Here is a 20,362-nt window from a genome sequence, read left to right as displayed (position 1 = left end):
AACGCTCGTGGCAGGTGACGGAACAATAGGCAAAGCATGTGACGTGCTGGATCAGGTCGCTGCGTTTCAGCGCCCTGTTCGATTTGCAGAGCTGCTGGATAGCAGTGAATTTCCCAAGGCAACCTTATATCGGTTTCTGCAATCCCTGACCAATCAGGGTATGTTGTCATACGACCCGGACCGGCAAACCTATATGCCGGGATTGCGTCTGGTCCGGTTGGCCCATTCGGCATGGACGCAAAGCTCGCTTGCGCCAATTGCGCGGCCGTTTCTGGATGCTCTTAGCCGCGAGACGGGCGAAACCGTGCATCTGGCCCAGATGGATTCCGGTCAGGTGCTGTATGTTGATAAACGCAATGCAACGCAGCCGATCGAGATGTATTCACAAGCCGGAAAGGTCGGCCCCGCTTATTGCACAGGTGTTGGCAAGGCGATGATGGCGTATCTTGCAAGCGATGCATTGGATGATGCGGTCTCACAGCAAAGCTATCATAGGTTCACGGATAAAACCTTGGCATCCGAAGATGCCTTGCGGGCCGACCTCGACCTGATACGCGAGCGCGGATATGCGATTGATGACGAAGAACACGAGCCCGGAATCATTTGCGTCGCTTGCCCAATTTTAACGGCAAGCGGACGGATGTTGGGGGCAATCTCGGTGACGGGAAGCACCGAGCGCATGAATTTCAACCAACTGGAAACATGGGTACCCCGAGTTCGCCGCGTGGCCGAACAGATAGGTGCCGAAGTACAAGCGTGGCGGTTCCCAGAAGCCGGCCCAAACACCGATAGCGACAGGAAGCAAGCGACATGACGGGTGTAACTCTGAACCAGGCGATTAAACGCTACGGCGAAACGCAGGTTATTCACGGTATTGATCTGCAAATCGAAGATGGTGAGTTTTGTGTATTTGTCGGGCCTTCGGGATGCGGCAAGTCCACGCTGCTTCGGATGATTGCGGGGCTTGAGGAAACGTCCGAAGGGCAAATCCATATCGGTGCGCGGGACGTGACGCATATGGACCCGGCCAAGAGGGGCGTTGCGATGGTTTTTCAGACCTATGCCTTGTACCCCCACATGACAGTTGCCGAGAATATGGGGTTCGGGCTGCGTATGAATGGCGTGGCAAAATCCGAAATCGACCAGAAAGTGCAGGAGGCTTCGGGCATCCTGAAACTGGATCAGTATCTCAAGCGTAAGCCCAAAGCTCTATCGGGCGGTCAGCGTCAGCGGGTCGCCATCGGTCGCGCGATTGTCCGTGGGCCCGAGGTCTTTTTGTTTGATGAACCCTTATCCAATCTGGACGCGGAACTGCGTGTTGAGATGCGTGTTGAAATTGCGCGCCTTCACAACGAGATCGGCGCGACGATGATCTATGTGACCCATGACCAGGTCGAGGCCATGACCATGGCCGACAAGATCGTGGTCTTGCGCGACGGCCGGATCGAGCAGGTCGGCGCGCCAATGGACTTGTACCGCGATCCGGATAACCGCTTTGTCGCCGGGTTCATCGGTTCTCCGGCCATGAACTTTCTGGAATGTGACTTCAAGGACGGCAAGATCCTGCATCCCGCTTTGGCCGAGCCACTCGAGATGAGCGTGGCTGTGCCCCAAGGTATGGCCAAGGTCACTTTGGGCATCCGGCCCGAGCATATCGAAGTTGATCGGTCGGGTGATACTTGCTCGGTCGATCTGACAGAAGCACTGGGCGGCGTGAGTTATTCGTACCTGTTGACCCCGAATGGCGACAAACTGATCGTCGAAGAGCGCGAAGATCAGCGCAGCAAGCAGGGCGAACGGATCGGCATAAAAGTTCGCCCGGAACGTGCCATGTTGTTTGACCCCGAAACGGGTGGAAGACTTCGGTAACATACATATTGTCGGGTCCAGCAAAGAAACGCGCCGATGCACCAGCACGGCGCGTTTTTTCGCACGCAATTGCGCTGGATTTTGTATCCAATATCCGATAAGGCGGGGTGAATGGGCCTGAAAACAGCGTCCGAATACCGTTTGATTGGAGGGATGACACGGATGTCGACCAATGTGTTCACGGGAACAATGCCTGCACTGATGACCCCCTGTAACGCTGACCGCACGCCTGATTTCGACGCGTTGGTTCGCAAAGGGCAGCAGATGATCGACGTTGGTATGTCGGCAGTCGTCTATTGTGGGTCGATGGGTGATTGGCCCTTGTTGACGGACGAACAGCGGATGGAAGGTGTTGAGCGCCTCATCGCGGCTGGCTTGCCAGTTGTCGTCGGCACGGGCGCTATAAACACGAAATCAGCCGTTGCGCACGCGGCCCATGCGCAGAAAGTTGGGGCCGTTGGCCTTATGGTCATACCGCGCGTTCTATCGCGCGGCAGCTCTCCAACCGCGCAGAAGAACCACTTCAAGGCGATCCTGAACGCAGCGCCGGACGTCCCGGCGATTATTTACAACAGCCCCTATTATGGGTTCGCGACCCGGGCCGACCTGTTCTTTGCCCTGCGCGCAGAGCATCCAAACTTGATCGGCTTCAAGGAATTCGGGGGTAAGGACGACCTGCGCTATGCCGCTGAAAACATCACCAGTCAGGATGATCAGGTGACGTTGATGGTTGGGGTCGATACCGAAGTGTATCACGGGTTTGTAAACTGTGGTGCTACAGGGTCAATCACCGGCATCGGAACGGCCCTGCCGCGCGAAGCCTTACTTTTGGCGGCGCTGTCCAAGAAAGCGGCGCAAGGGGACGCTGAGGCGCGGATGCGCGCGCAGGAATTGACCGACGCGATTCACGTTTTGTCCAGCTTTGACGAAGGGCCTGATCTGGTGCTTTATTACAAGCACTTACTGGTGCTGAACGGCGAACAGGAGTACCGTTTGCACTTTAACGAAACGGATGAATTGACGGATGCGCAGCGAAATTACTGCGAGCAGCAATATGCTCTTTTCCAGGCGTGGTTTGCCAACTGGTCAAAGCAGGGCGGGGTGATCGCTGAATGCATGTGATCGACAGCCATACCGGAGGAGAGCCAACTCGGGTTATCCTCGATGGTGCGCCTGATCTGGGCACGGGCGCATTGTCGGAACGCGCCCGAATGTTGGCAGAAGATCACGAAGGGTTTTATCGGTCGGTCATGCTTGAACCACGCGGCCAACCGGCCATGGTCGGGGCGCTATTGGTCGAGCCTGTGGACAAGACCTGTGTTGCCGGTGTGATTTTTTTTGACGTCGATGCTGTTCTTGGCATGTGCGGACATGGTACAATTGGCCTTACCGTGACCCTTGGGCATCTGGGACGCATAGGTATTGGATCGCATCGGATCGAAACGCCTGCCGGCATTGTCACGGTTGACCTGCACGACGGATATACAGTCACCGTTACGAATATCGAAAGTCGGCGGATCCACCGCGAAATCTCCATCGAAGTGCCCGAATATGGAACCGTAACCGGCGATGTCGCCTATGGCGGCAATTGGTTCTTCATCGTTGACCCAAGCCCGATTCCGGTTGAACCCGGCAACATCCGCAGGCTGACAGATATGACGATTGCGATCCGCAACGCCTCAATTTCTCAAGGCATCGGAGGGGAGCAGGGCGAGCCCATAGATCACGTGATCTTTCAAGACGCCTCACCCGATCAAGGCGTTCACAGTCGCAATTTTGTTCTTTGCCCTGACAACAATTACGATCGTTCGCCCTGCGGAACTGGCAGCTCAGCGCGGCTGGCGTGTCTTGCCGCAGATGGCGTTCTGGCTCCGGGAGAGGAAATCGTGCAGCAGAGTGTGATTGGAAGTACGTATCGGCTGTCCTACCAACCCGGCCTGAATGGCGGTGTTATCCCTTCGATTACTGGGCAGGCTTTCATCATGGCCGAAGCGACATTGATCTTTGACAAGGCTGATCCATTTAAAGCTGGGATCGCGTTGTGACCGAACAGGTCGTTGTCATTGGGGCTGGTGTTATCGGTATCACGACCGCGCTGGAATTACAGCGCCGCGGGCATTCGGTGCTGGTGTTGGACAAGGGTGGTGTTGCGGCTGAAACCTCGGCCGGAAATGCCGGTGCTTTTGCGTTCCCCGAGGTCGAGCCGTTGGCGACACCCGGCATCATGCGAAAAGCCCCGAAATGGCTACTGGACCCTCTTGGCCCGTTGTCCATTCCCCCGGCCTATGCGTTCAAAATCGCACCTTGGATGTACCGGTTCTGGCGCGCGAGCCAGCCCGGGCAATACACCAGATTGCTAGAGGCGCAGGCCAACCTGATGCGACTGTCAGCGGCGGCGTTGGAGCGGCTGCTTCCTGCCGTCAATGGCGAACCGCTGATGCAGCGCGACGGGCAGATGCAGCTTTATGAATCCGAAGCTGAATTCCGCGCCAGCCTGCAAGCGTGGGAAGTTCGCCGCGCCCATGGCATCAAGTTCGAGCTTTTGGAAAGCCCGGAAGCGATCGCGGAAAAGCAGCCCGGTCTCAGTTCACGTTTCACGCATGCCGGGTTTACGCCGGATTGGCTGAACACAATTGAACCAAAGAAATGGGTCGAGCATCTGGCGCAAGCCTTTCGTGATCGACAGGGCAGGATCGAACAGCAGGACATTCGTGCGCTAACACCGTTGGAAAACGGAGTGCGCATCACTACGCAAGGGGGTACGATTGACACCGCAAAACTCGTGTTGGCGGCGGGTGCATGGTCGCATCACCTTGCACGGACGCTTGGGGATCACATACCCCTTGAGACCGAGCGGGGCTACAACACGACCTTGCCCAAAGGCGCCTTTGATCTTCGGATGCACTTGACCTTTTCTCGGCACGGCTTTGTGGCCAGCCGGATCAACGGCGGCGTCCGCGTGGGCGGGGCGGTCGAGTTGGCGGGCCTGAACTTGCCACCAAATTTCAAACGGGCGGAGACACTGCTGAAGAAGGCGACGCAGTTTCTTCCCGGCTTGAACACTGAGGGCGGCACACAGTGGATGGGGTTTCGACCGTCTTTACCGGATAGCATGCCCGTGATTGGACGGTCACCAAACGCGGCTAAGGTTTTTTATGCCTTTGGTCACGGGCATCTGGGACTGACGCAATCGGCAGGCACTGCTGAACTTGTCGCGGCACTCATTGATGATCGGGACGCGCCGATTTCAGTGGCTCCGTACGCTCCGGAACGGTTCTGAGGAGGTGATATGCGAAGTGTAAATACGATCCACGTCATATCCGCCCATGCAGAAGGTGAGGTCGGCGACGTTATCGTGGGCGGGGTTCAACCGCCACCCGGTGACACTTTGTGGGATCAGCGGTCGTTTATTGCTCAAGACCAGACATTGCGGAACTTTGTTCTCAACGAACCGCGCGGCGGTGTCTTTCGCCATGTGAACCTGCTTGTTCCGCCGAAACATCCGAACGCCGACGCCGCCTTTATCATTATGGAGCCCGAAGACACGCCGCCCATGTCAGGGTCGAACTCAATCTGTGTGGCCACGGTGCTGCTGGATAGCGGGATTATTCCGATGCGGGAACCCGTCACTCAGCTTGTTCTCGAAGCCCCCGGAGGATTGGTGCAGGTTCGCGCCGATTGCAGGAACGGCAAAGCCGAGCGGATTTTCGTGCGCAACCTTCCCAGCTATGCCGACAAGATTGCAGTGCCTCTTGAGGTGGCAGGAGTCGGTACTTTGACGGTGGATACCGCATTTGGGGGGGACAGTTTCGTTGTGGTTGATGCGGCTGCGCTTGGGATAGATATCCAGAAAGATGCCGCCCGCGACATCGCGCGTTTGGGTGTGGCAATAACGAATGCGGCGAACGATCAGATTGGTTTCAACCATCCCACAAACAAAGACTGGAACCACATCTCATTTTGCGCATTCTGCGGCTCGCTTGAAACCACCGAAACCGGGTTGCGCAGTAAATCCGCCGTGGCCATTCAACCGGGAAAGGTGGACCGCTCTCCAACCGGAACCGCGGTGTCGGCGCGGATGGCATTGATGATGGCAAAAGGGCAAATGGTCGTAGGACAGACATTTGAGGCGATCTCAATTATCGGGTCCCGGTTCTCGGGCAAGATTGTCGATGAAACACGGGTTGGTGACCGGGCTGCAATCATTCCTGAAATTGGCGGCCGCGGTTGGATAACCGGTGTTCATCAACACATGCTGGACCCTGACGATCCATGGCCTGGCGGGTACAGGCTTAGCGATACCTGGGGTGTCTGACATGCGTCTGCTTCACGATTTTCGGCGAAACGTGTCAAAATGCGCAGCTTGTTGCGATTGATCCCAAGCCATTCGTGATTTAAGGGAGGCCCTGTCAAATCAGAGTCACCGTTGGGGCGGTAGGATAAACGCGCCCCACCCACGCCACGCGAACGTGGCAAACTCTTGGATCGCACGCCCCGAAAGGCTTAAAAAAGGTAAAAGAATATGGCAGATAAATCGAACTTCGACATATTGTATACCATTGTAGACGAAGCGCCCGAGCTGGCCAGCGCCTCGTTCCTGCCCATCATTCGCAAGTTCGCCTCGGCCGCGGGCGTCAGCGTTGGCACCAAGGATATTTCATTGGCTGGCCGCATCCTTGCGACCTTCCCGGAAAACTTGACCGACGAACAGCGTATTACCGATGATCTGGCCGCTCTGGGTGAATTGGTGAAGACGCCGGAAGCCAACGTGATCAAGCTGCCGAATATCTCAGCCTCGGTCCCGCAGTTGGTTGCGGCCGTCGAAGAACTGCAGGCGCAGGGTTATGATATTCCGAACTACCCCGAGGAACCCTCGACCGACGAAGAAAAAGCGATCCGCGCCCGTTATGATGCGATCAAAGGCTCGGCCGTGAACCCGGTTCTGCGCGAAGGCAACAGCGACCGCCGCGCCGCACGTGCTGTGAAGAACTATGCTCAGAAGAACCCGCATTCGATGGGTGAGTGGGCCTCGGACAGCAAAACCAAAGTCTCGTCCATGTCGGGCAATGACTTCTATGCCAACGAGAAGTCGGCCACTATCACGGCAGCTCAGGCCGGGGATGCCAAAATCGAATTCGTCGGCAAAGACGGCAGCACGACGGTTCTGAAGGACGGCTGGCCGCTGGCCGAGGGAACCGTGGCCGATGCGACGTTCATGTCGGTCAAGGCACTGTCTTCCTTCCTGGCGGATGCCATTGAAGACACCAAGAACGACGGCACCATGTTCTCTCTGCACATGAAAGCCACGATGATGAAGGTCAGCGACCCGATCATCTTTGGCTATGCGGTCAAGGCGTGGCTAGCCCCCGTGTTCGAGAAATTTGGCGCTGAACTGGATGCGCTGGGTGTGAACCCGAACTCTGGTCTGGGCGACCTGCTGGACCGCGTGAAGGGCAACGCCGAAATCATGGCTGCAATCGACGCCATCAAGGCGGACCGTCCGTCCATGTATATGGTCGACAGCGACAAGGGCATCACCAACCTGCACGTTCCGTCGGACGTGATCATCGACGCCTCGATGCCCGCCGTGATCCGCGCAGGCGGCAAGGGCTGGGATGAGGCCGGCGCCAAGGGCGACACAAACTGCGTAATCCCTGATCGCTGCTATGCGTCGGTCTATGACGAGACGATCAACTTCTTCAAAGCCAACGGTGCATTGAACCCAGCGACTGCCGGTGCGGTCGCAAACGTCGGTCTGATGGCGCAGAAGGCTGAAGAATACGGTTCGCACCCGACGACGTTCCAGGCACCTGCTGATGGCACCATTCGCATCGTGCTGGCCAATGGTGACGTGTTGCATTCGCACGATGTCGAAAAGGGTGACATCTGGCGCTCGTGCACCGTCAAGAAAGCGCCGATCGAGAACTGGATTCAACTGGCCATGGACCGTCAGCGCCTGACCGGGTCCGAGGCGATCTTCTGGCTGGACGCAAACCGTGCCCATGATGCCGAACTGATCAAATACGTCAAACCGGCGCTTGAAGCCGCAGGTGTAGCCGACAAGTTCCTGATCATGGCACCGCGCGAAGCCACCCGTCAGTCGCTTGAAACGATCACGGCGGGCAAGGATTCGATCGCGATCACCGGTAACGTGCTGCGGGACTATCTGACTGACCTGTTCCCCATTCTGGAACTGGGCACCTCGGCCAAGATGCTGTCCATCGTCAAGCTGATGAATGGCGGCGGTCTGTTTGAAACAGGTGCAGGCGGTTCGGCCCCGAAACATGTGCAGCAACTGGTCGAGGAAAGCCACCTGCGCTGGGACTCGATGGGTGAATTCTGCGCATTGGGTGAATCGCTGAACTTCCTGGCCGACAGCAAAGGCAACGCCAAAGCAGGCGTTCTGGGCGCCGCAGCCGAAGCCGCAACGCAGGGTATTCTGGACAACAACCGTTCACCTAGCCGCAAGGTTGGTCAGCCGGATAACCGCGACAGCCACTACTGGTTTGCCCGCTATTGGGCCGAAGCCTTGGCGGCGCAATCCGATGACGCGGCACTCGCGGCCGAGTTCGCGCCTTTGGCCAAAGCCCTGGCGGATGGAGAAGAGAAGATCCTGTCCGAACTGGCGTCTGCTCAAGGCGGGGCCGCGGATCTGGGCGGTTACTATCACACCGATCCCGCCAAAGCTGCCAAGGTCATGCGCCCAAGCGCGACACTGAACGCTTTGATCGACTGATATCTGGAATCCCTCATGCAAGTGCGTGAGAGGAAAACATCAAAAAAGGGACCGGCCTTGAAAGTCGGTCCCTTTTTTTGTGGCCGGGGCGGGCATAGCCTCTCCGGCAAGCGAATGGGTTTGTGTAACGGGGCTGACGACATGCCAGCCCCGTTACAGTTTCTTAATTCGATGCTGCGTTCAGCTTTTCATTCTGTTCGCGCAGAGTATCCGAGATGATCGCGTACCACTCGCCGCTTTCACGCATTTCGTTCAAACCCTTGTTCATCATCGCGATGTATTCACGAGCAAAGGGATTGGTGCGATGCGCAAGGAAGCTCATCGACGACAGCGTGGAAACGTAAGGGTTCTCGACAATATCTGCCGACGTCAGGCCCATGTCCTTCATGGTTGCTGCGAACAATTCAACTTCGAACGCGGCAACATCGGCAGTCCCGGTCAGGACGGCATCCAGACATTCACGAGCGGTGTTGGGCTGAACAACAGTCGTATTGGTTCGGTTCAGACCGATTTCTTCAAGTACGACCATGCTCCAACCGGCCATACGGCAAACCGTGGCACCTTCCAGATCGCTGAAGGTCGTTGCGTTTGTGTATTCGTTTTCCGGCAGAGTGTAGAATCCGCCAACGACATCATACACCGGGACCGAGGCGACAAACTGGGTGCATCGCGCCTCAGTTTCAGCGGACCACTCATACGTGCGGTTGGTGCAGTCAGGGATGGTCCAGGCGATTGAAATGTCAAAAGCACCAAGCGGCAGGAGGGTGTCCAGATGCGATCCCCAGTCGTCCACAAAGCTCACCGAATAGTCACGGCTGTTGCCAGCGCGTTGCAGGCTGGTTGTTGCCAGACGGGTCATAATTCCACCCCCGCTCAGGCCTTCGCTGGTGAAGGGTTCCCAACCATTGCCCGCGACCAGTTTGATCGGCGGTGCGTAAACGTTCGAACGCTTGATGCTTGCCGCACGTTGTTCTTCGGCAGCGATGATTTCCTGCGCACTCTGACCGTTGGGCAGGCTGCCGTCTTCGCAAGGCAGCGCCAGAACCAAACCCGGCTCAAGCGCGTTCGGGTTCGTGATCGCGTTACGGTTCGCGTTAAAGATCGGCTGATAGTTCGACGTGCCGTAGGCTGCGATGGCGATTGTTGCCATCGTGTCGCCATCCTCGACGGTGTAATTTGTACAAGCTTCCTGCGCGGCGGCGGCTCCGGCGCTCAGGGCGGTGACGGCAGTTGCCGACAGCGCGACTTTCTTCAGGTTGAAACTAAACATGTCCACTTCCTCCAGACTAATGTGTTGTCAGGCCGATCGGGGCCTTAGCCATTTTCCATTTGATGACGCAGAGCGGTTGAGACGATGTCGCGCCACTCTCCTGATTGCTGCATGATCGCCAGACCCTGGTTGAGCGTCTCAAGGATCGCTTCCCCATCCGGATTATCTTTGTGGGTCATGACGTTAAGCGACTTGATCGCCGCCAGGTTGGGGTTTTCGATAATGCGGTGTTCGTACCCCAGTCGGCCAATCGCTTCGACGGCCAAATGGGCTTCGATCGCCACGATGTCGGTAGTGCCGTCCATCAAGGCGTGGAAGCAGTCGTCCGGGGAAACCGGGCGCATCAGGGAAATCGCCGGCTCATAAAGACCGACCGAGTCCATGTGCGACAGCGACCAGCCTTCAGGGCGGCAAATCGTAGTTCCGGCGAAGTCGGCGTAAGTCAGAGTTTGCTCATAACCCGACCCCTCACGCGCAAAGAAAGTATCGACGACCTCATAAAAAGGGTTCGAGAAGTTGTAGGTTTCGCAGCGGTTGCGGTCTTTTTCCGACAAGGCCGCGGGTTCTTCGCAAACGGGGCGCGACCAAGGGAAGGTTGCGTCAAAAGCCAGTGTCGGCATCAGCAGATCCAGATGCGAAGACCAGTCATTTACGAATTGAATCTTATAGGCCTGTTCGGGTGCTGCGCGCAGCATCGCCGTTTCGACCAGGTTTGTATACAGGCCGCGATGGGGCAGGGCCTCGTCCGTAAACGGGGCATAGTTGCCGCCGGTGATCAGCAACAATTGACGGTCACGAATTTCCGGCTGTTCGGCAGCATCCGCGTTGCGGATCAAAGCGGCAGCTTCGCTGCGCGCGGCTTCGATTTCCTTTTTCGCTTCGGCGCGGGCTGCAATGACGGCGTCATCGCTGGCCTTTTTCGCTTCGGCGATGGCTTTGGCTGCGCGGTCCTCAGCGGCTTTGACCAGCTCAGAAGCCATCTCTGCGGCCATTGCTTCGGCCTCAGTCTGAGGTTCGGCTGGTGCGCGGCCAATATCTTCGAGACAAGGCAAGGTCAGCACATCGCCCACACGAATGATGTTCGGATTGTTACCGATCACATCGCGGTTGGCGTCGAAAATGATGCGAAAGTCCTCGGTGGAATAGACCTCGATGGTCAGTTCGCGAAGACTGTCGCCGCGTTGAATTTCATAGGTGGAGCACGCCTCTTGCGCCGAGGCCGCACCAGCGGCGGCAGCAAGTGCCAGGCTGGATATGATAAGATTAGGTCTCATTTTTCCTGTCGCTTTGCCTTCATTCGTTTTTTGTGAGTTTCACGACACCGATCGAGACATTGTCCTGATCAGGGTCGTTCTTGGCCTTAACCGCCTGTAACAAGGCGTCGGCAATGTCCTGCGCCAGCGCATTAGAGTTGGCCTGAAGAACCGCCAGAATTTCGGCATCGGTGATGTATTGAAGCCCGTCGCTGCCTGCGATCAGAACGTCAGAGCCTTTTAAGGCCACGGGGTCTTCAGGGCAGTCTACCTTTGGGATGGCCCGGCCCATGATCACCGATGTCAGTTGATTGCGGTCGGGATGTGTTCGGGCCTCATCCTCGGTCAGTGTGCCGTCAGTGATCTGAGCATCAATGAGTGGCGCCATGGAATGATCTTCGTTGATCTGGCTCAGGGTCCCATCCCGGTACAGGTAAAGAGGGCTGTCACCGATCGAGATCCAAAATACCCGTCGACCCAGGATCAAAACGCCCAAAAGCGTCGAGCCCATCTGGAGACCCTGGCCTTGTTCCTCGCAGTGATTGGAGACCGCGGCGTTGGCCAGCATTGCCGCGAGCGGCAAAGCGTCTATCAGGTTGGATTCTGACGGGGTTGTTGTTTCAAGTTCGGGGTCCAGTGCTTCGCGCCAGGCATTGATTACGAACTCTGCCGCGACTTCCCCGGCATCGTGCCCGCCCATACCGTCTGCAACGACAACATAGGCAGCGTCTGACGCGTCGAACATACGCGATGCGACAGCGTCTTCCTGCGTTTCGCGCTGACCCTGATCCAGGATCAGCGCTACGTCATATGCCGGGTTCGCCAGCATAAATCAGGCATCCCGCCAATCAAAGCCGTCGTCGCAGAAGGCGGTAAAACGGACCGTGGTTTCGCTGATGCGAATAAGATCTCCGCTGTTCAGGGCGACGGTGCTGAGAACCGGTTTACCGTTCAGGCGGACAAGGTTGGCCTTGCCGCCATGTCCCAGATAGCATTTGCGATCTTCCGGGTCGTAGGCGATCACAGCGTGATTGCTGCGAGAGATGCCGGTGTCACCAAAATCAAGCTGGATGGCCTGATCATCGTTTCGACCGATCTGCATCAGACCTTCGGACAAGGTGACGCTTGTTCCGCGGCCCGGACCGCTTGTCACCACAAGCCATCCAACGGGAAATGTCTGCTCAGCAGCTTCGGTTTTGGCGACCGGTTCTGCGGTTTCAATCAAGTCCTGAACATGCGTATCGGCACGTTCGAACCCAAGGAAGGTTGTCTTGACGCGGCCGCGACGATCCGAGGCAGGTTCGGGCGCAGGCGTTGGAGCGACGGTTTTGATTTCGTCCACCTTAGGTTCTTCAACTGCCGCCTCGGGCTCTTCCACAACGACTTCGACAACCGTGTCTTCCGGAGTTGCATCAACGACGACGATCTCTTCCGCGACCACAGTTTCCTCGGTCGCGACATGCAGTGTCACAACCTGCTCTGGTTCGGGTTCTTCCGATACCATCTCGTCTTCAGGCGTTTCCTGAACCTCGGCGATGACCTCGGTCATCACGATTTCATCCATGTCCTCGGCCGTATCGTCGGCGGCGTCGGCGTCTGCCTCTTCCGTAAACTCTGGCATCTCGTCTTCGGGCAGCAACTCGTCACTGTCTTCGTAGGTTTCAGACGACGACATATTGCCCCCAGCCAGCGCCTCGCGCAGAGCGTTGAAATCTGCAATCGGCTCGGGCTTTTCCGCCTCGGGGGCCGTGGCTTCCTCGGTTTCTGCTTCTTTAGGTTTGCCGGCACCTTCGAGAAGCCGGCTGAGAGGGCTTTTGTATTTGAACATGGTGACGACACCTTTTGTTACTGGGCACAGGCTTTCTGACCTGTGGGGCTGCTACTCACCTCTGCGCAGGATCGCGCAGCGGTACTGATGATTGAAAACTCTTGTCACTCATACTTTCCGCGGCGGGCCGGTCCCCGTCGGGGTAGCGCTGACTTTTGCGCGACCCTCAGCAAACACACACTGGCGGACTACAATCGAACCGGTCTGATCACTCCTGCACCAATTGCATGACAACTTCTGCCTCGGCGCCATTTCGTAGCACCGTCAAACGGGCCTGAGATTTGTCTTCAGAAACAAGGCTGCTCAGGACGGTATCCAAGCTTTCCGGTCCGTCGATTGCAGTTCCGGTTTGCGCCTCAGAGACCAAAACGTCGCCTTCCCGCAAACCGCCTGCCGCATCGGCCGGAACGGTTTCGGTGACTGTCGTCCACGAAGCGCCGTCGGAATTGCGGATTTTGAACCCGTACCCGTTTTCAAGGCCGACCATGCGAATTGCAGGCAATGCCAGCAACCCGTTCTGGGCCCGTGTCTTACCCAACGCGCGATAACGTGCGGTAGTACGGATATATCCGTCGGGATCGACGTTCAGGTCGTTCAAAACTTGCGCGGCAAAGGTGGCGTCAGCCTGAACCGGCTTGCCGTTCAAGGTGTAAATAGCCGCCCCGCGCTGAACCCATTCGCCGATGATCGACATGTCGCGGGTTGCATCTACGCCCGTGACTGCGATCACGTTGCCCGTTGAAGCCCGGCGCTTGGAGGTCTGAAACGGAATTTCAACGTCCCAATGGGAAAACGCGACCTGAGTTTCCGCAGGTGTGCCGGTTTCCACGGGTGTGCTGGTTTCCGCAAGTGTATCGGTTTCCACCGGGGCGGGGGTTGCTTCGGTTGGGGTTCCGGCTGCCGGGGCGTCTGCCTCTTGTATGGCAGCCGGTTGAACCAGGGTCTGCTCAATAGGTTCTGGCTCGGGTTCTACCTGCTTGGGTGTCTGTTCTGTCGCGACCTCAGGTGCGTCCTGGACCTCAGGTGCGTCCTGAGTGTCTTCTGACAATACTTCAACTGCGGGCTCGGGATTTTCTGTGCTGGGGGCCAGCGATACTTCTGTATCTTGTGCGGGCGCATTGTCCGTGTCGGACATCAGGAAAAACCCACCGGCGGCCAACGCTGCAGCGACGACCGCGACGCCTGCAATCAGTTTGCCGCTGCCGCCCGATCCGCTTTTAACGACAGTGTCCACTGCGACCGGAGGTTCTTCTTTTGGCGTGAACTGGGCCAGCTCATCTTCTTTTTTGTCTTCATTGCCCAGAACAATGTCCGAGTTTCCGGCCAACAATGCCGTTACAACGGCCTCAGCATTTTCGCTTTCGGCCTTGATGCGGGCTTTTTCTTCAGCCTCATCCTTGCGGTCCATTGCGACGATCACCGAAACGGGCCGGTAATCGAACGAGTCAAACATCACGCCCGGACCACGGAACATACGCAGCCAATCCAGCGCGCTTTGCATACGATCCGTTGCGTGGACTTCCATCGCCTTGTCGATCGCTTCCAGAAAGCCTTCCGGATACCCGTCAAATCGACCGCTCAAAGGCTCGTACGGGTCATCCTGACTGTTGTTGAAGGCGTTCAGACGTGTTTGTCCGTCAATCGGGCGTTCACCGCTGATCGCATGATACAGCGTCGCTGCCAGAACATATAAATCACTGCTGGGCCCTTGCTCGGCACCGCGGACGTAGAATTCGTGTGGCGAATAGCCATCCTTGATTACGCGCAGCGTCAGAAGGGCGGCGGATTGGTTGGCGGCCTGTTCTCGTGCCGCGCCAAAGTCGATCAACTCGGGCTCGCCATTCTCGTCGATCAGAATGTTGTCGGGCGAGATATCCCGGTGCAACATGCCGCTTTGGTGAATGAAGGACACAGCAGACAGCATTTTCTCGGTCACCTGAACGATAAAATCAGGGCCTGCGTCGTTGTCTGGGTTTTCGACATAATCCAGAAGATCGGATCCCTGGATGAAGTCCATGGCGATGTAGGCGGTATTGTTGTCCTCGAACACCTGATGAACGTCGACGATGTTGGGGTGGACAAGGCGCGCGTGATTGCGGGCTTCCTGAATGAACAGATCAATGATCGAGCGTAGGTCGCTTTCAAGTCCAGGCTCGACAGGTTCTACAAGATCGCCGTTTCGGCGGCACAACGCCCCCGGATAGCATTCCTTGATGACGACTTCCCGCTCAAGGCTGTTGCGCGCTAGATAGGTGATACCAAAGCCGCCATTGCTGAGAAAGCGCAGGATCTCATACTGCCCACGCAAAAGCTTGGCGCCCGGTTGAAGTCCCTCAATTTTCGGTTCGTCGTGCGTCGCATCGACAGCCTGGTTGTGGCTCATTTCTTCCCGCCCGTTCTAATCATTTTGCGGTTCATTTAACGGGGCAAACAGCCCAACAACTCACAACCAAACACAACCGCAGGACACTTGAGACTGTTAGACGTTTCAAATTTGACTTTATTGGGGCCGCCTCATGGCTTCACTGAGAACTGGAATTGCGGAAAAACTATATATTGTAGTAAGGTTCTACAAACGGTCTAAATATTGATGTATGGGGCGCATTAATTGCGGACTGAATCGCGATTTTGCAATGATTGGTGGCCGATTCCGAAACAATAGCGGCCCGATTCTATGGTCTTCGAATCGCCGCCTTGCTGCTCAATTATAGCGCGAAATGGTCAGGTGCCGGTCTTGGACTGTACAGAGTCTGCGCGGCTACCGGCCCATGCAAGGTTGTCGCTGAGCTGAGCCAGAATGCTGATCGCGTCCCTGAGCGGGGCGTCACCGGACTCAAACTGGAGCAACAGCAACAGGTCAGTGGCCTTTTCAAACTCACCCGGAATCCAATCGGCCTCAGAACTGATTTCCCCACCTTGCTCCAGACGCTCGGCAAAGTCTTCGACGATTTCCTGACAACTATGCAGGAAGGCAGATGGTTCGATGTCCGAGCTTTCCCTCAGATCTTCGTAGATGCTTGCAATCGCGGCCAGCCAGTCTTCGAGGATCGGGTTTTCCAACGCCGGCATTGCGGCTTCCAGCGTCGTTTGAATTGGCGAAATTTCGGTTAGGCTCTGTTCTGTCTTGGGTGGTTCGAGCGTATCCAGATAGGGCATCAGGTCCTGCTCAAGATCACTGCGCGCGGCTTCGATGTCCGACAGGCGCCGGTTCGAGGCGATTTCCAGAATATGCTCCGCCAAGTTTTGGCCCCCGCAGGTCTCCCACAGGGCAAAATCAGGTTCAGGTTCCTGCGACATGGCACGAACAGCAACAGGGGTTCCAATCGGAACCACGGACCGGAACATGTCGCCCTTTTCCTTGTTCAGGCGCGCCAGTATCCGATCCATTGCCTCTTTGACGGGCGGCAGATCGGCATGAGTAACTGCCAAGAGGCTGTTAGCCCGAAGTTCCTGCGGGACCTGTGACCAAAGATGACGCTCTGTCTCCCGCCACGCGCTGGTGCCGTTGGTGCACCAGATTGCACAGTCGACGAATTTTAACAGATCAAGCGTAGGCTTGTAGGATTCGTCCAACGCGCCTGCGCCGGGAAGGTCAAACAGTGAAATCTCTTGCAGGGCGGGCGTGTTCAGACCAACGGAAATAAAATCAGGATTGTCTGCCGCCGCCTTTTCCAACGCGATGCCTGAGTAAACTTTGGGCTCTTTGCCCCACCACCCGACGGTGGTTTCTGGTGCTTCGGCATAGGCCACGATCACCAGCGGCAGTTTCAGATGCTGCGGCCCGGTCGGCAATATATCCGCCCCGGCCAACATATTCGCGAGGCTGGACTTACCAGCCCCGAATTCCCCTGCAAAACCGATATTCACCGCGTTTGAAAGCCGCTCGGCATGGGCCAGTGCCCGTTCGCGCAGGTCGTTCAGCACCGGATCCGACGGCAGTTTTTCAGTGACGGTCAGAAAGTGCTCGAGTTTGCGCACTTCCTGTTCGGTTCGGGGAAATTCGATCATTCCGCAGCCTCGGGTAGTATCTTGTTAGAGGAGTCGGGGCCAAAGACGGCTTCCAGTTCATCTGCAACACGCTGGGCGCTGTCAAACGCGTGCTGTGCTTCGGTTCTGGCGTTTGTCTCACCAGTACCAGAGCGGTGTTCAAGGTGGCCCGCCAACAACGCCAGATAGTGATCCAGAACAGTATTCAACCGTTCCAGCAGGTCTGCTCGCGCAGTGTCCACCAGATCGTCGCCAATCATCTCGAATTCCTGAACGATCATCTGTTCAGCCCGCGAAACGACACTTTTTCTGGAAATCAGACGCGATAACCAAGTGACGCGCAATTCCACCGTGATGCCCCGTGTCAGGGCTGTTGTGTCCGGACGGAACCACCTGACCGCGCTGGTGTTCATACGATTGTCCGTCGTGTCCTGCCAGCCGGGAAGCGAGCGCAGGGCCGCATTGCTTTGCATGTCGACAGCGTACAATTCGCTAAGCATTCTTTGCCGCACAACCTGAGTTGCCCCTTGCACCAGTTCGCGCATGCGATCGCGCAGCGGTCCAAAGTTCAGTTCCGTTTCACCGCCCTTGGCCAGCAGTGGTGATGCCCCACCGGGCCCTCTTACGACGCCCGAGACAGCCTCGGCCACCGTGTCGTCCATGACGCCACGCAGATTTGCCAGCACTTCGTCCATATCATTGACGATTCCGGCGGTTTTATCGCTGACCAATTCCCGAAGGTTTGCCAAAGTCTTGTCGTTTTCAGACGCTGAGTTCGGGCTGTCTGCTGTTTCATCGTCAATGGCACGCAGATGCGCTTTGGACCGCTCAACTTCACCTTGGGCAAAACCGTTGAGGTGCTGCCAGGCCATGCGAAGGTGTTCGTTCCGGGGTCCGTCATTCAGGGCGCTGGTCACGTGCCGACGCAAATCCGGAAGGCCAGAGGCGATCATCGCCGCAAAGCGCAGCACGCCCTCGCGACTGATTGGACCGGGGCCCTGTTTGATCTCTTCCACGCCGTCCAGATATTGTTTCATCTGTTCGGGGTGGGCCCGAAGCCACGCTAGGACATCGTCGTGGTTAATACCCGTTTCATCGCCGGTCAGTGCATAATGCGCCCATTGCGCGCTGCCCATCAGAACATCAATGTCAGAGTTGCCCAGTGCTTTATCCAACCCGTCCATCACATCGGAACGTACTTTGGTGGCGTCATCTGCGCCCCCGCCAAGTTCATCGACGCGGTTGATGAAGACAACGATCTGTCCTAGTTCAAGCGCCTGCATCAGGCGGAACAGTTTCAGGTCCGCTCGTGACAGTGCCTGATGCGCTGACAGAACCACAACAAAGAAATCGGATTCCTTAAGATACTGGCGCGAAATTTCTTCGCGGATCAGAAGGGGATCGTTAACGCCCGGCGTGTCTGTGACCGTCACTGGAAATGGGAAATGACCGATGTCAAAAAATACTTCGGCCTTGCGCGTGATGTCACTGTACAGCCCACGATCTGAACCGGGATCATACACGCCATCCTCTGAGGGATCGTCGCCCGCGCAGACATAGCGCGCCAAGTCTTCGGATGTGAGTTTTTCCAGATCGTGATGCTGGCCCAGCAGATGTTTGTAGCTTTCGCCCAAACGCAGCTTGGCGCGGGTTTTCATCGCGTCGACCTGCTCTTCGATCATCTCGCGCTTATAGCTGTCCTCGTCATCGGGGAACATGTTGCGCAACTCTTCGCCCTCAGCGATGAGGGCCTGCCACTGGCGATTGTCAAAGAAATGGAACTCTGCTCCGTCGGTTCGCCCGGACGGATGACCGAAATGCATATCGGTAATGACAGTCGTCCATGGGTTTACGTCCGAGGGCAAATACCCAGCCTGCGCGGTAAATCCATTGATCAGCCGGGATTTACCAGCCTTGATTTGCCCGACAAACGCGATAGACGGCTTCAGGTTAGAAAGATCGCTGACGATCCGCGAGATGAACTGCTGGGTCTCTTCATTGCTGACCTCGTTCATCTCTTCGGCGATGCGTATCAACTCACGTCGTTGATTTTCACTCATAAAACTTACCCTGGCTAATCCTAATCAAGGATTGAATTCGTTGAAAATTTGAATGTTAGGGGCCGGTTCATGCGTCGGCCTCGGTGAGAGTTTTCCAAAGATTGACAACCGCGCCCAATTTACGTGCCTCATGCACGGCAGCCGAGATCTGGGTGCCGTCATGCAGGACTGCCAGTGCGGTTCCCTTCCCGCCCGAGGGTCTCAGGACGATCAGTTGGGGATGATCCAGTTCCGCCGACGTATCCTTGTCCCAGCCGGCCAGATCAGCGGCGAATTGTTTAAGCAGGTCGCTGCCGGCATACATGGGCTGTTTCGGGGCACAGGCTCCGTCCGCTTGTATGGCTTCACCATCAGACATGTCTACCTGAACACGTCCCTGCGCGAAACGCTCGGTACCGGCATAGAATTGGCTGGCCAACCCGTCCGAGGTGTCGGTTACATCGTCTTCTTCCTGATCCGGCACGATCGAGACGACAGGTTCCGCAGGCAACTCGATCGAATGGCACGCGTCCGAGATTTCGCTGAAGGTGATCCCGACATCATCAGCTTCCAACGCGATATCGGGTTGCAGAGAAATCAGCTCCATTGGCCCCGGTGCAGCAGCGATATCGGATACAAGTTGGGCAAGCTTTTCCGCAAGATTTTCGCGTGCTTCCGTTTCAAAGTCAGGAACAAGGCCCGAGCGCACACGAAACACATCCGTGACCCGAGAGCTGTTGACTTCGATCGCAAGGCAATCGCCATTTGCTGCGGTGAATTCCAAACGACGGGGCAGAACCGTGCCACGAATTGTGCGCAGGACTTGCTCACGACGGGCGGTTGCTGTCTCTGCCGTAAGCGTTACGGCAGGATTCAGGCGCGCGACCGAGGTGCGTCCAATATCTTCGAGCAGATCGAGTATCGCTGTATCCATAGTATCGAGACCTCTTTATCCGCGCTTAAACTGCAGCCGCAACCGGCCCGAGGCTGAGATGCGATTTGGTCAGCGCCAACCCAACATTGGCGCTGTTACGGCAGGTGTAGCAGACCACGTGATCCGGGTAAGCTTGTGTCCGAAGGAAGATATTTAGACGATCTTTTGAAAACACGGCGATCTCGCCAAATCCCGATTGCCCGGCTTCCTCGGTTCCGTTTGCGCGCAACAGCTCTTCAAAGCCGCGTACACCGCGGCCCTGAAACAGGTTGGCTACCGCTATGGCCAAGCTGTCCAGTGCGGTTGCGTCTTCCGGGCTGGCGAAACTTGTTCCCAGCAACATCCCGGTCTCCATATCGACATACCCGGCTGCAATACAGTCGGGTATGGTATGAATTGCGGTATTTAAAGCTGCTTCGATAGACATCTTGTGCCCTGTTTTTCTG

General features: G+C 56.7%; 16 protein-coding genes. 7 read left to right on the top strand and 9 right to left on the bottom strand.

Translation table 11 applies throughout. The features are described 5' to 3' along the window. The first annotated feature begins 7 nt into the window (after positions 1–7). From RUESEDTHA_RS19655 to RUESEDTHA_RS19625, 7 genes are all read left to right on the top strand, one after another. Entirely contained in the window at positions 8–814 is an 807-nt protein-coding gene (locus RUESEDTHA_RS19655; RefSeq protein ID WP_180888363.1) for an IclR family transcriptional regulator, read from the top strand. After that, positions 811–1,869, top strand: coding sequence for an ABC transporter ATP-binding protein (locus tag RUESEDTHA_RS19650; RefSeq protein ID WP_180888362.1), 1,059 nt, complete (start codon positions 811–813; stop codon positions 1,867–1,869). The genes RUESEDTHA_RS19655 and RUESEDTHA_RS19650 overlap by 4 nt, the downstream gene beginning before the upstream one ends. A 162-nt stretch (positions 1,870–2,031) precedes the next feature. Further along, positions 2,032–2,991, top strand: coding sequence for a dihydrodipicolinate synthase family protein (locus tag RUESEDTHA_RS19645; protein WP_180888389.1), 960 nt, complete (start codon positions 2,032–2,034; stop codon positions 2,989–2,991). Then, positions 2,982–3,914, top strand: a complete 933-nt coding sequence (locus RUESEDTHA_RS19640) for a proline racemase family protein (protein ID WP_180888361.1) — start codon at positions 2,982–2,984, stop codon at positions 3,912–3,914. Before RUESEDTHA_RS19645 ends, RUESEDTHA_RS19640 begins: the two co-directional genes overlap by 10 nt. After that, positions 3,911–5,149: an FAD-binding oxidoreductase gene (locus tag RUESEDTHA_RS19635; protein WP_180888360.1), complete on the top strand. Its 1,239-nt coding sequence runs from the start codon at positions 3,911–3,913 to the stop codon at positions 5,147–5,149. Before RUESEDTHA_RS19640 ends, RUESEDTHA_RS19635 begins: the two co-directional genes overlap by 4 nt. Before the next feature lie 9 nt (positions 5,150–5,158). Then, positions 5,159–6,184, top strand: coding sequence for a proline racemase family protein (locus tag RUESEDTHA_RS19630; RefSeq protein WP_180888359.1), 1,026 nt, complete (start codon positions 5,159–5,161; stop codon positions 6,182–6,184). Between the two features lie 207 nt (positions 6,185–6,391). Further along, a complete protein-coding gene (locus RUESEDTHA_RS19625) occupies positions 6,392–8,605 on the top strand; it encodes an NADP-dependent isocitrate dehydrogenase (protein ID WP_180888358.1) in 2,214 nt (737 codons plus the stop codon). 163 nt (positions 8,606–8,768) lie between these two features. Here RUESEDTHA_RS19625 and RUESEDTHA_RS19620 read toward each other — a convergent pair whose 3' ends face one another. The 9 genes from RUESEDTHA_RS19620 to RUESEDTHA_RS19580 form a co-directional block, all read right to left on the bottom strand. Continuing rightward, on the bottom strand, positions 8,769–9,875 hold the full coding sequence (locus tag RUESEDTHA_RS19620) for a transporter substrate-binding domain-containing protein (RefSeq protein ID WP_171125077.1): 1,107 nt from the start codon (positions 9,873–9,875) through the stop codon (positions 8,769–8,771). 44 nt (positions 9,876–9,919) lie between these two features. Next, a complete protein-coding gene (locus RUESEDTHA_RS19615; RefSeq protein ID WP_180888357.1) occupies positions 9,920–11,149 on the bottom strand; it encodes a transporter substrate-binding domain-containing protein in 1,230 nt (409 codons plus the stop codon). A 19-nt stretch (positions 11,150–11,168) separates the two neighbouring features. Continuing rightward, positions 11,169–11,957, bottom strand: coding sequence for a PP2C family serine/threonine-protein phosphatase (locus RUESEDTHA_RS19610; protein WP_180888356.1), 789 nt, complete (start codon positions 11,955–11,957; stop codon positions 11,169–11,171). Between the two features lie 3 nt (positions 11,958–11,960). Then, the gene (locus RUESEDTHA_RS19605; protein WP_180888355.1) at positions 11,961–12,956 is read right to left on the bottom strand and encodes an FHA domain-containing protein; all 996 of its coding nucleotides are present in this window, start codon (positions 12,954–12,956) and stop codon (positions 11,961–11,963) included. Positions 12,957–13,164: 208 nt separating this feature from the next. Continuing rightward, positions 13,165–15,339, bottom strand: coding sequence for a protein kinase (locus RUESEDTHA_RS19600; RefSeq protein ID WP_180888354.1), 2,175 nt, complete (start codon positions 15,337–15,339; stop codon positions 13,165–13,167). A 338-nt stretch (positions 15,340–15,677) separates the two neighbouring features. After that, on the bottom strand, positions 15,678–16,964 hold the full coding sequence (locus RUESEDTHA_RS19595; protein WP_180888353.1) for a dynamin family protein: 1,287 nt from the start codon (positions 16,962–16,964) through the stop codon (positions 15,678–15,680). Then, positions 16,961–19,003: a dynamin family protein gene (locus tag RUESEDTHA_RS19590; protein WP_180888352.1), complete on the bottom strand. Its 2,043-nt coding sequence runs from the start codon at positions 19,001–19,003 to the stop codon at positions 16,961–16,963. Before RUESEDTHA_RS19590 ends, RUESEDTHA_RS19595 begins: the two co-directional genes overlap by 4 nt. 67 nt (positions 19,004–19,070) lie before the next feature. Then, on the bottom strand, positions 19,071–19,916 hold the full coding sequence (locus tag RUESEDTHA_RS19585) for a hypothetical protein (RefSeq protein WP_180888351.1): 846 nt from the start codon (positions 19,914–19,916) through the stop codon (positions 19,071–19,073). 25 nt (positions 19,917–19,941) lie between these two features. Then, positions 19,942–20,343, bottom strand: coding sequence for a hypothetical protein (locus RUESEDTHA_RS19580; protein ID WP_171123262.1), 402 nt, complete (start codon positions 20,341–20,343; stop codon positions 19,942–19,944). Positions 20,344–20,362 lie beyond the last annotated feature (19 nt).

It is taken from the genome of Ruegeria sp. THAF57 (assembly GCF_903914075.1).
In the GTDB taxonomy this organism is placed as follows: Bacteria; Pseudomonadota; Alphaproteobacteria; order Rhodobacterales; family Rhodobacteraceae; genus Ruegeria.
Note: the sequence above shows the minus strand (reverse complement) of the source record. Positions and strands in the feature narration are given on the sequence as shown.

What these genes read in the sequence shown, in the direction of transcription:
- RUESEDTHA_RS19590 (WP_180888352.1), bottom strand. Translation starts at nt 19,003, where the DNA reads ATGAGTGAAAATCAACGACGTGAGTTGATACGCATCGCCGAAGAGATG.
- RUESEDTHA_RS19645 (WP_180888389.1), top strand. Translation starts at nt 2,032, where the DNA reads ATGTCGACCAATGTGTTCACGGGAACAATGCCTGCACTGATGACCCCC.
- RUESEDTHA_RS19595 (WP_180888353.1), bottom strand. Translation starts at nt 16,964, where the DNA reads ATGATCGAATTTCCCCGAACCGAACAGGAAGTGCGCAAACTCGAGCAC.
- RUESEDTHA_RS19640 (WP_180888361.1), top strand. Translation starts at nt 2,982, where the DNA reads ATGCATGTGATCGACAGCCATACCGGAGGAGAGCCAACTCGGGTTATC.
- RUESEDTHA_RS19605 (WP_180888355.1), bottom strand. Translation starts at nt 12,956, where the DNA reads ATGTTCAAATACAAAAGCCCTCTCAGCCGGCTTCTCGAAGGTGCCGGC.
- RUESEDTHA_RS19585 (WP_180888351.1), bottom strand. Translation starts at nt 19,916, where the DNA reads ATGGATACAGCGATACTCGATCTGCTCGAAGATATTGGACGCACCTCG.
- RUESEDTHA_RS19625 (WP_180888358.1), top strand. Translation starts at nt 6,392, where the DNA reads ATGGCAGATAAATCGAACTTCGACATATTGTATACCATTGTAGACGAA.
- RUESEDTHA_RS19610 (WP_180888356.1), bottom strand. Translation starts at nt 11,957, where the DNA reads ATGCTGGCGAACCCGGCATATGACGTAGCGCTGATCCTGGATCAGGGT.
- RUESEDTHA_RS19650 (WP_180888362.1), top strand. Translation starts at nt 811, where the DNA reads ATGACGGGTGTAACTCTGAACCAGGCGATTAAACGCTACGGCGAAACG.
- RUESEDTHA_RS19600 (WP_180888354.1), bottom strand. Translation starts at nt 15,339, where the DNA reads ATGAGCCACAACCAGGCTGTCGATGCGACGCACGACGAACCGAAAATT.
- RUESEDTHA_RS19630 (WP_180888359.1), top strand. Translation starts at nt 5,159, where the DNA reads ATGCGAAGTGTAAATACGATCCACGTCATATCCGCCCATGCAGAAGGT.
- RUESEDTHA_RS19615 (WP_180888357.1), bottom strand. Translation starts at nt 11,149, where the DNA reads ATGAGACCTAATCTTATCATATCCAGCCTGGCACTTGCTGCCGCCGCT.
- RUESEDTHA_RS19580 (WP_171123262.1), bottom strand. Translation starts at nt 20,343, where the DNA reads ATGTCTATCGAAGCAGCTTTAAATACCGCAATTCATACCATACCCGAC.
- RUESEDTHA_RS19620 (WP_171125077.1), bottom strand. Translation starts at nt 9,875, where the DNA reads ATGTTTAGTTTCAACCTGAAGAAAGTCGCGCTGTCGGCAACTGCCGTC.